Source organism: Thermostichus sp. OS-CIW-32 (genome assembly GCF_054060415.1).
Window position 1 is genome coordinate 1 of sequence record NZ_JBSSDD010000012.1, and the last position, 13,906, is coordinate 13,906.

Below are 13,906 nucleotides of genomic sequence, written 5' to 3' on the forward strand. Positions count from 1 at the left end.
GTCAGCGGGACGTAGTCCTCAAGCGCAGGAAACGTCCTTTTCGCGTTAGCGGCGCGGAGCGCTTTGCGTCAGCATGAGTGCGGGAGTATGTCACACTCCAAAATAAGCCCTATTTCTCAACCTGGACAAGCAACGGGATCCCTCGCCTGCCCTAGCGCCGCCTGGGGATTTCCCCCTTCCACTGGCAGGGATCCTCACCAACATCATTGTTGAATTGAATAATGTTGAATGGTCTGGGCGGGTGCAGGTTCATATCCGCGCTCCTGACGGATGGTCTTCAAAGAAAGGAGATCCAATGCTGTTGGCGGTTCGGTTCCCCAGTCCTTTGGCGGGACGGAGTCCTCAAGCAGGCTGGTCTGGGGTGGTGAGGGATCGTTTCTGGGGCTTCATCTTAAGATCCTTCAAGCCCCTGGCAGTTTGTCTGGGTTTCCTCTGGGTGGGTCTGCTGGTTTGGACGGGATCCCCGGTTGCCCACGGCCAAAGCGCTGTCCCCGCTGCGGAGCACTTTCTGACGGTGGTACGCTTGCCAGGGCAGAACTGGGCCAATATCGAGCGGCAACTGCAGCAGAGCGGCCTCAGCTACCAGGTGATCGACGGGATCGAGCCAGCAGGTTTGCGGGGGCGCAGCACAGTCTTTTTGCCAAACGTGAATCGCCTAACCGTTGCTCAAGCCCATGCTCTCGCCGAATGGATGCAACAGGAAGGGGGTCAGTTGATCGTCAGCGGCCCGCTGGAAATCCCTGCTGAGGCACGGGATCCCTTACGCAGCCTGATTGGCGCCTACTGGAGCGGAGATATTCCTCTGGCCAGTGCTGTGCGCCTGACAGAGTTTGCTGAAGCATGGGCCCGCAGCGTTCAGGCGGCCGATCGCGCCAGCGGTGCGGAGCACTTTGTGGTTGCCGGGGGAGCCCTCTTGCCCACCGGCCCGGAAAGTCGTCTGGTGGCCGTCTGGGAAGAGGTGGACATGGGGGACAATGCCTATGCGGTGATTGCCAGCCGCCAGAGTGTGTACCTGGGTTGGCGTTGGGGGGAGTTTCCCGAGGAGACGGCGCAGTTGGATCGGGAGTGGTTGCAAGCGGCTCTGCGCCGGGCCCAAGGCCGTTTCGCTGCCCTCAGACAGGCTGCTGCCACCCCATCCCCTTTGCCAGCGGTGCGGAGCACCATCAACACCCTGGAGTTGCTGGCCATGCGCCAAGAGCTGGGGAGCTTGCTGGGTCGGGTAGAGGGATCCCTGTTGCTGGCTCGGGCCACTCAAGGGGGGGTAGAAGCAGCCGAGTACAAGCCCATTTTGGAGCAAGCCCGCAGCGTGTTGCAACAGCTACCGGCCTGGGTGGAGGCAGGGCAATACGAGCAGGCGCGGCAGGCTTTTGAACAGGCACGGGCGGATCTGTGGGCCCACTACCCGGTGGATCGGTTGACGGCTTTGTCTGAGGTACGGGCCATTTGGCTGGATCGGAGCACCATTGTCGAGGCAGGCTCTGAGGCAGGGCTGGCTCAGATTTTCGATCGCCTGGCTCAGGCTGGCCTCAACACCGTCTTTTTCGAGACGATGAATGCTGGCTTTGCCATTCATCCCAGCCGCGTCGCCCCCCAACAGAACCCCCTCACCCGTGGCTGGGATCCCTTGCGGGCGGCGGTGCGCTTGGCTCATGAGCGGGGCCTCGAATTGCACGCTTGGATTTGGACTCTTGCGGTGGGCAACACCCGCCACAATCTGCTGCCGGAGATCAACTTGCCCCAAGACTACATCGGCCCGGTGCTGACGGCTCACCCCGATTGGGCCAATCTGGACAATCGTGGCCGTCTGTTCCCGCGCGGGCAGCCGGAAACCTGGCTAGACCCAGCCAATCCGCAGGTGCGCAGCTATCTCCTGGCTCTTACCCGCGAGCTAGTGCAAGACTACCAGGTAGACGGAATCCACCTGGACTACATCCGCTATCCCTTCCAAAACGCTGCCAGCCGCCAGGTGTTTGGCTTCGGTCGGGCCGCTCGTCAGGGGTTTCAGCAGTTGTCCGGCGTCGATCCGCTGGAGTTGGATCCCTTGAGGGATCGCTCCCTCTGGCAGTTGTGGACCCGCTACCGCACCCAGCAGGTGAACGAGGTGGTGGAGGCCATTGCCCGCACCGCCCGCTCCCTCAACCCGCGCGTGATCCTCTCGGCAGCTGTCTATGCTCTGCCCAAGCAGGAGCGCCTGCAAAGGCTGCAGCAGAACTGGGAAGAGTGGATCCAGGCAGGGGAGCTGGATCTGTTGATCCCCCTCACCTATGCGGGCAATACACGGCGTTTGGCGCAACTGGTGCAGCCCAATTTGGAAATTGTCAGCCGCTTCTCCACCCTCTTCGTCCCCAGCCTTAATTTGTTGAACTTGCCGCCCGTCGAGTTCTTGGATCAACTGCAGGTGGTGCGGGATTTGCCCACCGGGGGGTTTGCTTTATTCTCGGTGCGGCAGCTTACCCCAGAGCTGGAAGCCATCCTCAGGTCCTCCGCCATTGCCTCGACTCGCATTCCCTATCGGGATCCCTTTGGGGCTGTTCGGGATCGCTTCCAGGCGCTGCGGCAGGAGTGGATGTTTTTGCTCGAGCGGAAACGGTTGGGGTTGTGGGAGCACAGCCAATGGATGGAGCAAATAGAGCGGGTGCAGGGATCCCTGGCGGCCTTGGCAGCGGATCCCACCCCGGAAGCCCTGGAACAAGCCCGTCAGCAACTGGGCAACTTGAAAACCAATCTTGCCACTTGGATGCGGCTGGAATCTCTGCGCAACCCCTATCGAGTTCAAGTTTGGGGCAACCGTCTCGCGGCTTTGGAGATGATGCTGCGCTACGGAGAGCAAACCCTGATGAGGGCATGAAGCTCCCCTCTTGCGGGATGGGGATCCCATCTATCCCCAGAACTTCCCCAGAACCGAAAAAAACTGTTATGGGGTATCTTTCGGCATTTCCTCTGCGGGGTCAGGCCCTGTATCCGGCTCCTTGGGGAGAGCAGAGTCCTCAGGGCTGGGCAAGGACTCTGTCCTGCTGGCGCGAACTGCTTCCGGGGAGGTTTCTGGCTCCTCGTCATCGCTACGCGACGCTTCTGGGAACCCGTCAGCAGTGTGTGGCGCTGAAGCGGGCTGAGCAGCAACAGGTTCAGGAGCAGAAGGAGGAGGTGCAGCTGGGATCCCGGCTTCTTCTGCAGGAACAACCGCAGGTGGCTGAGCAGCTTCTTTTTCCTTTTGCTGTTCGTAGCGGCGACGTTTGTTGCCCTCATCCACCAGCACGTACACCAGGCTGAGGAGAGAGAGCCCTGCTGTTCCAACCAAAACCCAGAGTAAGTTGTTGTCTATGGTCATGGGGTGAGCCCCGTCAAACGCTGCTGGCGATGGAGGGATATTGCTCCTTAAGGCTTGATCTTACCGTTGAAGCCGCTCTGCCAAATCTTTCTGCCAAATCTTAAAGATTGGAAAGGTTGGGTTCACAGTTTTGTTGTTTTGTGTGTCATGCGCTATCTCAAGTTCTACAAGCCCTATGGCGTGCTCACCCAATTCACCGACCGAGAGGGACGGCCCACCCTCCAGTCTTTTATCCCGGTGCCCAGGGTTTATCCGGTGGGGCGACTGGATCGCGACAGCGAAGGGCTGCTCCTGCTGACCGATGATGGTCGCCTCAATGCCCGCTTGATCGATCCCAAGTTCGGCCATGAGCGCATCTACTGGGTTCAGGTGGAAGGGATCCCCACCCCCCAAGCCCTGCAACAGCTGCAACAGGGGCTGATCATCCAAGGGCGAAAAACGCGCCCGGCCCAGGTCAAAGTCTTGGCTGAGGAACCCACCCTGCCGCCACGGGATCCCCCCATCCGCTTTCGCCGCTCCATCCCCACCACCTGGCTGGAACTGACGCTGCGGGAGGGTCGCAATCGCCAGGTGCGCCGCATGACTGCCGCTGTTGGGATCCCAACTTTGCGGTTGGTTCGGGTTGGACTGGGGCCCCTCTCTCTGGCGGGGCTTGCTCCTGGCCAGTGGCAAGATCTCAGTGAGGTAGAACTGGCCCAACTGCGGCAATATTGTTTTTCTCAAACCATTAGAGTCATTTCAAGTTAGATTAAGACGCTTCCTATTCGCTCGGCAGTGAGGAGCTGGGAAGCAAGACAACGGAACAGTTTTATTCCCTCTTAAATGACTATAAACTAGGACAATGCATCCACACCTAAGACGTTGAACGCACAGGGCCGGAAGGCTTTTCTCCGTAGCTTAGGCGTTTCACCCTAACCTGAAATGACCATAACTTAACTCACATTGATCATTACTGAGCATTTGATCACTACATTGTTAATGATTGCCCTATGATTGCCCTTGTTCCCAATTGTTCTTGAGCCCACTCAGTCGGGCATGAGGGCGTGGGCGCGCTTGCCACCATTGGGGTAGAGAAGGGCCCGCTTGGGGCCGTGGATGGGATCCTCGACGATAATCGTCTGGTCGCGGCTGGCCCCCAGAGAAACAATGGCAATCGGCACCTGCATCAACTGTGCCAAAAACTTCAGGTAATCATGGGCTTCGGGGGGCAAGTCTTGGATGGAGCGGCAATCTTTGGTGGAACATTTCCAGCCCGGCAGGGTTTCGTAGATGGGTTTGCACTGGGCGAAAACCCGGGCATCGCTGGGAAAGTGACGAATTTCCCGCCCCTGGTACTCGTAGGCCACGCACACCTTGATCTCATCCAAGCCATCCAGCACATCCAGTTTGGTGATGGCCAGGCAGTCTAGGCCATTGATTCGCACCGCGTAGCGCCCAATTACCCCGTCAAACCAGCCGCAGCGCCGTTGTCGCCCTGTGGTGGTGCCAAATTCAGCACCGGTTGCCCCCAGGTACGCCCCGATCTCATCTTTGAGCTCGGTGGGGAAAGGGCCTTCGCCAACGCGGGTGGTGTAGGCTTTGGCCACCCCGATCACCCGGTCAATGCTGGTGGGGCCGATCCCAGCGCCAATACAAGCGCCACCGGCAATGGGATGGGAGGAGGTGACGTAGGGGTAGGTGCCGTAGTCGAGATCCAACAGGGTGCCTTGAGCCCCTTCAAACAGGATGTTCTCCCGATCTTCGATGGCTTGGGTGAGAAGCAGAGCAGCGTCGGTAACATAGGGGCGCAGCCGCTCGGCATAGGCCAGGTATTGCTCGATAATTGGCTCGGGATCCAAGGGCGGCAAGTTATAGATCTTTTCCAGCAAGACATTTTTGTAGGGAATGGCCCAACTGAGGCGCTCCCGCAGCTGGTCAGGGTACATCAAGTCCACGACGCGAATGCCCATGCGCTCGGCCTTGTCGGCATAGGTGGGGCCAATGCCCCGGCCGGTGGTGCCCAGCCGGTAAATGCCACGCCGCTCCTCTTCTGCGATGTCAATGACCCGGTGGTAGGGCAGGGTGACGTGGGCCGTTTCGGCAATGAACAGGTTGTCGGTGGAAATGCCCAATTGATGCAGTTGGTCGATCTCGGCCAGCAGAACCTCGGGATCGATCACCGTGCCGCTGGCGATGATGCAGCGTTTGTCGGGGTAGAGAATGCCAGAGGGGATCAAGTGTAGCTTGAAGGTTTGGCCCCCCACCACCAGGGTATGCCCTGCATTCACCCCACCTTGATAGCGGACGACCACATGGGCCTTTTCACTGAGGAGGTCGGTGATCTTCCCTTTTCCTTCATCGCCCCACTGGGCACCGACAACCACGACGTTTGCCAAGAGCTTCTCCTACAGTCCGTAGATGGCACAAAAAATCCCCTTTGCGGGGGTTGCTGCACTAATCTACCGCATCGCTCCGGGCGATGTTGAGAGATCAGGACAAAAAGATTAACAATCGATTAACTTTTCTCCGGCAGGGGACAACGTGGAGATGGGCGGGATCCCCGAACCCTCTGGCAAGCCAACAGAGATTCCCCAGTTGCCCTCGCCTTCAGCTCCCCGGCTTGAACAGGCCAATGGCCGTGACCTGGTTGGATCCCACCTCAAAGGCAAAGGCCAGGCCCAGGGCATCGTAGTTGACGTAGTAGCGGTCGTCGCGCAGATATTCTCGGCTTCCCTTGGGATAGGGTACCACCTCGTTGTAGCCGTTCTCGCCGGGCCCGCCGTAAACGGCGATCACTTCCGAATAGGTGGAGCCGATGCGGATCCCTTCGCCGGTCATGGCTTCCGGGTGGGTGGTGTAGATGCGGTTGGCGAAAAAGCTATCCACAATGCCCGGATGACGGTAGGTGAAGAGGATGTAGTCTTGTAGGTAAAAGATCTTCAAGTCGCTGTTGGGCTGAAACACATTGGCTCCAGAGGCCGCTGGGATCTGATCGACATTGCCCAGCAGGTGGGTATCCACGTTGCGGGTATCCATGCCCAGCTCAAAGCGACCGACTCGACCCTCTTGCACCAGCACTGTAGGCCGTGGGGGCAGGGTGGGTCGCCGTGGGGGCAAGGCCAGCGCTTGCAGGCCGGCATTCAGCCAAGCATTGTCATCTCCTTCCACCGTCTGCAAAGGCACTAAACCTCGCTCCAAAGAGCGACCATCTCCTGTCTTCCAGGTGGCCACGGCCAGTTCCACCGCCGCGCCGGAGGGAAGGGCAAAGAAGCGGGTTTGTCGTTCGCTGCCCTGGGTGGGCTGTCCCAAAATGAGGGTGCTACCGCTGGCTCCCAACTGGGCAGCCAGGAGGGTGGCCCCCTGGCGGGTGTTGCCATCTACCAGAACGGCCAACGGGATCCCGGCGGCAATGGGCAGATTTTCGCTGTTCCAGAGGGTGGGCTGCCCAAATCGGTCTTCGGTAATCAGCAGCGGCTGGACGGAGCGGGGCAAAAACAGGCGCGCCACATCGGCCACCACTTGGGGGTCGTAGCCCACAGCTCCGCGCAGGTCGAGGACAATGCCCTGGCTGTAGTCTTGGGTGTAGAGGGTTTGGCGGATCTGCTGAGCCGTGGCTGGGGTGAGATCCGGCACAGCCAAGTAAACCTGGCGCGGGCCAATCCCGCGGGCTTGTACGGGAGGACGGGGACGGTTGAGCAAGTCCTTGAAAGCTTGCGGATCCCAGAAACGATCGGCGGGATCCCCATACTCCCGCAGGATCTCTTGAATGAACTCGTACTCCACCTCAATAGAGGGGCGGGGATCCCCGTAGCTTCGGGCCAACAGGCGGGTGTAGAGGTCGTTGTAACTGACTGCGGCAGCTTGGTTGCCTGCACCCAAGGACTCGTTGATGAACAATCCCACCAGATGGCGGAGATCCAGCCCGACCGGCTCACGGGGAGGGGAAGGGGCTGCCGGGATCCCTGGATCGGGAAACGAACCTTGGGGATCCGAGGGCATGATGGGCACAGGAGGCAAGGCCGATTGGCCCACAGCGCTGCCGGGCGAGATCCCGGCGATCAGGGTGAGGATCCCCCAAGCCCCAAGTACGCGCGCAAATCCCTTCATGGCAGCCTGCCCTCTTGCAGATGTTGCGAATAGGATAAACCCTAAACGCTCCCCTTTGCCACTGCCAGCAGTGGTAGATATCTATTTTTTGCGACTTGGAACACTAGGGGCTGCGCCCCCTTGCTTTTGAAGGAAATGCCCTCAGCCAGAAAATCCCCAGCGCATTCACTTGCCTTTTTTGTCCTTTTTGCTCGGCTTGGGCTTTTCTGCTGCCGGGATCTCTGTAGCGGTCTCTGCCGCTTTCTCCTCAACTGGGAGCGTTGCCTCTGCCGCAGAGGCTGAGACGGTTTCAGCAGGGGATGCTTCTACAGCCTTTTCTGTAGCTGGCTCGGCTTCCGCAGCTGCAGCTTCTCCATCCGTTTCCGCCCCCGTAGCCGTCTCTGATGAGGATTCAATTGCCTCAGGGATCCCAGATACCTCTGCTTCTGGCTCATCGGCCTCAAAATCGGCCTCTGGCACTGCAACCTTCTCCTCCGAGCCTGCCAAAGAAGTGGGCGCCTGGGTTGGATTCCCCTCGCTATCGACCCAGTTGACCGTGGTCTGAGACTTCAGCCAAGCCATCACCTTGTTGGTCAGCAAGCTTTCATAGACGGCTTGGCGTACTCGTTCCCGATCCAGCTTTTGGCCTTGCTGGGCATAGGCCGCCATCACCTCTTCCACCTCCACGTCCAACTCCGTGGAACCTACGGCAATTTGCTCTTGCCGAACGATGGCGCTCAGGGCCAAGGTGCGCCGCAGCCGGTCGATGGCTTCGGGTCGGTGGCGCTCTTTCAACTGGTTAAGGGTTTCGGGAGGCAACTCGGACAAGAACTTACGGAGCTCCCCTGGCTTGATGCCTTCCTGCCGCAGGGCCTGGAGACTCTGGGCCAGCAGTTGTGTCGTTTCTTGTTCGATGAGGGTTTCCGGCAAATCCACCTCAGTAGTCTCCAAGATGGCGTTGAGGATGGCGGTTTCCAGGTTCTCCTCAGATTGTGTCAGGGCATCCTGTTCAAGGCGCTTTTGCAGGTGTTCCCGCAACTCGGCTACCGTTTGGAAGCTGCTGATCTCTTGCACAAAGGCATCGTCCAATTCGGGCAGCTCTTTGGCCTTGATCTCCCTCAGGCAGACAGTGAAGGTAACCGTTTTCCCGGCCAACTCTTTTCTGAAGTAGTCGTCGGGGAAGGTGGCTGCGATCTCCTTGGTTTCGTCGAGCTGCATGCCCACGATGCCCGCCACAAAACCGGGGATGAAGTTGTCTTCCTTGAGTTCCAGCTGGAAGTCCTGGGTGGTCATCTCGTCGAGGGGATTGCCTTCTGCATCGCGGGCTGCAAAATCGATCACCACCACATCCCCCAACTGAGCAGGCCGATCTTCTACCGGCAAGAGGGTGGCCCGCTGATCCCGCCATCGGTCGATGAGCTGGTCAATTTGCTCAGGCTTGACGTCAACACGGGTTGCCGTAACGGTCAGCCCTTTGTATTGGCCAACGCGGGCTTCGGGGTACACCTCAACGTATCCCGAGAAGCTGAAGTCTGCCTCGGGGTTGAACTGAGCCAAGAGCTGCCCCACCTCGTCATCCAGCTCGAACCGGCTAATGGGAGTGAGCCGAGCTTCCTTGAAAGCCTGTTGAATGGCCTCGCTGATCAGGTCATCCACAGCACTGGCCATGATGCGCTCGCGGCCCACCTGCCGCACAACGAGGTTGCGGGGGGCCTTGCCCTTGCGGAATCCCGGAATTTGGATATTCTGCTCCAGTTGACGCAAGGTTTTTTCGTAGGAGCGCTTCACCCGGTCGGCTTCTACCACGATTTTGAGACCGACCCGGCTGCCAGGGCGTTTTTCTTGGATAACCTGCATAGGAAGTATGAGCTAGGGAGAGGGGCAAGTAGAAGTTCAATTCTACCTCAACGGCCTGTGGGTCAACCTGGGGATTTTAGGCAGGGGATCCCTCGGTGGCCACTTCTTTCACATCCTGGATGTCCTCTTGGGGTTCGGCACGCTTGCTGGGAGGCAGTTGCTTCACTTTGGCTTCCAGCTCCACCACCATTTCCTTGAGTTCGGTGATGGTGACTTCCTTCTCCTGCAGTTGCCGATTTTTTTCCCGGGCTTCGATGCTGAACTGTACGCGCATCCAGAGGCTATACAGCCAGGCGAGGGCGGCCCCAATCCCAGCAGCAGCCAGAAGTTCCATCACCAGAGGGCTTTCGATGCTGACGCCAGGGGCAAAAGTAACCGTGACCGGGGTGGCGTTTTGCATGGCAAAGAGGGCAATGGCCAGGAGGGCTGAAAACAAGATCAGGTAGTTGAACAGTCGCATCGTTTTTCTCCTCTTGTCTCCTCTTGAGAGGGATCCACTACGGCTTGCCAGCACCAGGATACTCATAAACGGGGATCGGTTTCTTAGAAAAACCAGCCATAGCTGTGTAAGCCTTTGCCCAGAAAGTTGACCCCCAGGTAACATACCCAAACCACTCCAAAACCCAAGCTGGCCAAGAGGGCGGGGCGTCTGCCTTGCCAGCCTTTGGTGATGCGGGCGTGCAAATAGGCGGCAAAGGCCAACCAGGTAATCAAGGCCCAGGTTTCTTTCGGATCCCAGCTCCAGTAGGTACCCCAGGCTTCGTTGGCCCAAACGGCGCCGGCAATAATGCCGATGGTGAGCAGGGGGAACCCCAGCCCGATCAGCCGGTAGCTGGTGTTGTCCAAGATTTCTGCCAGGCTCAGCCGTTGCCAGGGGATCCCTTCGGGGGCCGGTTGGGGGGGGAGTTCAGCCGACGAGGGGGCAGGACGGGGGGAGCGGAGGCCGGCGTAGGCCAGTTCTGAAGCCGGGGAAGGCAGGGTGGCTTCCGCCCATTCGGGATGGGTTTGGGGTTGGGGAGGGCGAAATTGCAGGCCGAGGGAGTTGCCCTTGAGATGCACTTCCTGACCGCGAGTGACGATGAGAAAGCTGATGGAGAGAAGGGATCCCACCAGCAGCGCCGCGTAGGCCAGCAACATCACAGTCACGTGCATCATCAGCCAGTTGGATTGCAAAGCCGGCACGAGGGGCTGGGCTACCTGCATATCTTCCGGCAGCACCAAGGCAGCAAAGGCTACGATCCCGGTTACAACTGGGGCAGTCATGACCCCCACCCAGCGGCTGCGGCTCCAGTGGAGGGCCAGCAGGTGTAAAGCGGTGATCCCCCAGGCCAGGAAAAACAAAGACTCGTACAGATTACTCAAGGGGAAGTAGCCTGCATCGATCCAGCGGGCCGTCAACAGGGCGGCCATCGTCAAGTTTGCCCCGATCATCCCCGCTAGGCCCAATTCGGCCAAAAGCTGCACCTGGGGAAAAGCTGCCCCACCCCAGTAAAACAGCATGGCCCCCAGAGAAATGGCAAACGCCACGTTGTTGAGCAGAGCTTGCCACTGGGCCAGATCCATGCCCGCAAGAGCTGTTATCGCCAACAGAGCCATACACGACCTCAAAAGTGTCTCCGACCCGGCTTGAGCCAGGCCAGTTGATCCCATTCTAGGGCGGGGGAAGGGATCTTCCCCAAAGGACACATGCTGGTAATGTGGGGATGGCTTGTCTGCGGCTCGGCAGGATACAAAGAGCATTGGGATGTAAGGCTCATGCAAGAACACGCGGGAAATGCCAGGTTGAGAAGGTGGGGGTTGTTGAGATGGTGGATCTGTCTGTTGGCCGCCCTCGTTTTGGCCTCTTGTGGGGGATCCCCGCCTGAACCCTCCCAGGAACAGCTTCCCCAGCTAGAGCGCGTGCCGGTTCCCCCGGAGATTGCCAAGCTGGATGCCCATTTGCAGTATTGTCGCCCGCAAGTTCAGATCCTCAGCCCCAAGCCAGGTGAGGTGTTGTCAGAGCGGCAGGTAACCGTTCGCTTCGCGGTGCAAGGGTATCCGCTTTTCCAAGATCCGCAATTGGGTCTCGGCCCTCATCTGCACGTGGTGCTGGACAACCGTCCCTACATCGCCCATTACGATGCCGATGCTCCCCTCGTTTTCAAGGATTTGGAGCCGGGATCCCATACTCTGCGGGTGTTTGCCGGCAAACCCTGGCACGAGAGCTTCAAAAACTCTGAAGCCTATGCCCAGGTTAGCTTCCACGTGCTAGCTCCCACCCCCGAGTACGTGCCACAGCCGCAACTGCCCCTGCTCACCTACAACCGCCCCACAGGCAGCTACGGGGCCGAGCCAATCTTGGTGGATTTCTGGCTGGCCAATGCCCCAGTGCGGGAGAGCCTGTTGAGTGACTTGCCACGGGACTGGCGGATCCGCTACACCCTCAACGGCCAATCTGGCCTGCTGGATCGCTGGGAGTCTTTTTATCTGAAGGGCTTCAGGCCCGGTCGCAATGTGATGGTGCTGGAACTGGTGGACAGCAAAGGGGATCCCATCCGCAATGTGTTCAACAGCGCCGCCCGCGAGATCACCTACACCCCTGGCGGCCAAGATACCCTCTCCAAGCTGGTTCGGGGGGAGCTAAAAGCCGAAGAGGCCCTGGCCATCGTCCAGCCCCAGCCCACCCCTACCCCAACTCCGACACCGGAGCCCACCCCGACTCCAGAACCCACGCCAACGCCAACTCCGACACCCACGCCCACTCCTACTCCGACGCCAACACCCAGCCCGACGCCCACACCCACACCCACTCCGACGCCAACACCCAGCCCGACGCCCACACCCACACCCACTCCGACGCCAACACCCAGCCCGACGCCAACACCCAGCCCGACGCCCACACCTGTACCTCGTCGCCAGCCGCGCTTTCAACTGGGCCGCCCCCGTCCGACACCAGAGGGGATCCCGGCTGTTCCAACGCCACCGCCCGTGGTGGCCACTCCTGAACCTGAGCTTACGCCTGAGCCCAGCCCAGAGCCCTCTCCGCAAGCTGTGCCCACTTCAACTCCCCAGCCTATGGCTACGCCTTTGCCGCGCGTGACCCCCATTCCCTTCCAGGAGCGGCGGGTGCGACAGCAGGGGTTGCGGCTTTTCCCGCCGGGACTCCACAGTCCAACCTTGCCAGGTGAGCGATAGCGGGACAGAATCCTTGGTTGACAGAATGCCCTTCGCACAGCGGGCCGTGGGCCTCACTGTTTCCCCGATGCCGCTCTGCCTGGGTGCGCAGTTGCCAGTTGTCGCGTTCTCACACCGGTCAAGCGCGAGGAGCGTGGAGCGACGGGAAAGAATCCCCCGGCTCTAGCCGTGGGGAGAACGTCGATTCCTGCCCAATGGAAGGGCCGGTCGTGTGGCTAAGCTGATGGGGTTGAGCCAAGTCAGGAGCATTGCTCCCTTAACCATCTCGCACCGATTGCGGCGGCGGGATGGGATCCTGGGTGGAGCTCTGGATCCCGTTCTCTCCACTTTCCAACCTGAGCAAGGGCCGCAATCGGGATCCCTGCCAGGGATCCAGGACATCCCGAATTAGCACCTCCTGAATCCACACCTGCAGGATTGCCGCCAAAGGCACGGCCAGGAACAGGCCCAGCACCCCAAAGAAAAAGGCTGAAGTAACTTGAGCTACTAGGGTTAGGGCGGGCAGGAGCGACACCTGTCGGGACATAACGATGGGGGTGAAGACGCTGCTTTCCAACTGCTGGATCAGGATATACAGTCCCAGCACTGCCAAGGACTTCCAAGGGGCATCCGTGAGGGCTACCAGCATGGGGGCTACCACGCTTAAGGTGGGGCCGATGTTGGGGATGAAGTTGAACAATCCCGCCAGCACCGCATTGGCCAAGATCAGGGGCACCCCCAAAATCCACAGCCCGATCCCACTCAGCAGCATCACCAAGGTGCTGGTAAACAGGATCCCCATCAGCCACCCTCGCAGCGCCAGCTCACAGCGCTTGAGGATGTAGCGAATGCGGGGACGGTAAAAGGCCGGGAAAACCGAGACAAAAGCGCGACTGTAGGCTTGGGGATCCGCCAACAACAAAATGGTGAGGATGATTACAAACAACAGGTTGAGCAGGGTGCCAAAAAAGGCAGTGAAGGACTCGGAGAAAAAGTCGCGCACCTGTCGCACCAACTCGGTGGCCTGGGGCACCAAGCTATTGGCCAATTCCCGCAGCGTCGGCAGCTCAATATCCGTCGGCAAAGAGAGGATCAAGCTCTCGAACAGTCGCTGGGCCTGAACGATCCCGGCGGGCACCCCATCGGTAAACAGCCGCCGCAACTGCTCCGCCAGGGGGGGCACTACGATTAGCCCCACCAAGATCGCGGCCACCAAAACCGTCAAACTGGTGATGACAATTGAGGGGCCACGCCGAAAGCCGTAGCGCTGTGGGATCTGGGCCAAGGTATCCAATGCTACTGCCAACACAATGGCCGCGAACACCAACAGCAGGATCTGCCGGATCTGCCAAAGCAGAACTAGCAGGCCCAACAGCGCCCCTAGCCCCAGCCACTGGGCGAAGGTCACCCGCCAGCTCACCTCCTCTCTCGCCCGGTTGTCGCCTATTCTAGATGGGATCCCGACAAGTCCCATCGCTATTCGAGAACCCTGGATGCGCGATC

At 59.6% G+C, this 13,906-nt stretch carries 10 protein-coding genes; 3 read left to right on the forward strand and 7 right to left on the reverse strand.

Translation table 11 applies throughout. The annotated features are described in order from the left end of the window. Positions 1-295 precede the first annotated feature (295 nt). Entirely contained in the window at positions 296-2,848 is a 2,553-nt protein-coding gene (locus ACVWY8_RS11660; RefSeq protein WP_457395081.1) for a glycoside hydrolase family 10 protein, read from the forward strand. A gap of 66 nt (positions 2,849-2,914) precedes the next feature. Here the strand turns inward: ACVWY8_RS11660 and ACVWY8_RS11665 are convergent, their stop codons facing one another. Continuing rightward, a complete protein-coding gene (locus ACVWY8_RS11665) occupies positions 2,915-3,328 on the reverse strand; it encodes a hypothetical protein (RefSeq protein WP_011431749.1) in 414 nt (137 codons plus the stop codon). Between the two features lie 147 nt (positions 3,329-3,475). Between ACVWY8_RS11665 and ACVWY8_RS11670 the strand changes: the two genes are divergently transcribed. After that, a complete protein-coding gene (locus tag ACVWY8_RS11670; RefSeq protein ID WP_041436950.1) occupies positions 3,476-4,075 on the forward strand; it encodes a pseudouridine synthase in 600 nt (199 codons plus the stop codon). A 278-nt stretch (positions 4,076-4,353) separates the two neighbouring features. On the opposite strand, the gene ACVWY8_RS11675 is transcribed toward ACVWY8_RS11670, so the two are convergent. The 5 genes from ACVWY8_RS11675 to ccsB all read right to left on the reverse strand — a co-directional run bounded on the left by ACVWY8_RS11675 (position 4,354) and on the right by ccsB (position 10,846). Continuing rightward, positions 4,354-5,703 (reverse strand): adenylosuccinate synthase, encoded by a 1,350-nt coding sequence (locus tag ACVWY8_RS11675; protein WP_011431751.1) that lies wholly within the window; start codon positions 5,701-5,703, stop codon positions 4,354-4,356. A 211-nt stretch (positions 5,704-5,914) separates the two neighbouring features. Next, entirely contained in the window at positions 5,915-7,414 is a 1,500-nt protein-coding gene (locus ACVWY8_RS11680) for a S41 family peptidase (protein WP_457395084.1), read from the reverse strand. Positions 7,415-7,579: 165 nt separating this feature from the next. Further along, on the reverse strand, positions 7,580-9,250 hold the full coding sequence (gene tig, locus ACVWY8_RS11685; protein WP_457395087.1) for a trigger factor: 1,671 nt from the start codon (positions 9,248-9,250) through the stop codon (positions 7,580-7,582). 76 nt (positions 9,251-9,326) lie between these two features. Then, the gene (locus ACVWY8_RS11690; RefSeq protein WP_414384315.1) at positions 9,327-9,710 is read right to left on the reverse strand and encodes a lipopolysaccharide assembly protein LapA domain-containing protein; all 384 of its coding nucleotides are present in this window, start codon (positions 9,708-9,710) and stop codon (positions 9,327-9,329) included. Between the two features lie 83 nt (positions 9,711-9,793). After that, complete coding sequence (gene ccsB / locus ACVWY8_RS11695; RefSeq protein ID WP_457395090.1) at positions 9,794-10,846, reverse strand: c-type cytochrome biogenesis protein CcsB; 1,053 nt, start codon at positions 10,844-10,846, stop codon at positions 9,794-9,796. A 225-nt stretch (positions 10,847-11,071) separates the two neighbouring features. Here ccsB and ACVWY8_RS11700 point away from each other — a divergent pair, with 225 nt between their 5' ends. After that, positions 11,072-12,424 (forward strand): hypothetical protein, encoded by a 1,353-nt coding sequence (locus ACVWY8_RS11700; RefSeq protein WP_457397130.1) that lies wholly within the window; start codon positions 11,072-11,074, stop codon positions 12,422-12,424. Positions 12,425-12,680: 256 nt separating this feature from the next. Here ACVWY8_RS11700 and ACVWY8_RS11705 read toward each other — a convergent pair whose 3' ends face one another. Beyond that, entirely contained in the window at positions 12,681-13,823 is a 1,143-nt protein-coding gene (locus tag ACVWY8_RS11705; RefSeq protein ID WP_414357479.1) for an AI-2E family transporter, read from the reverse strand. Positions 13,824-13,906 lie beyond the last annotated feature (83 nt).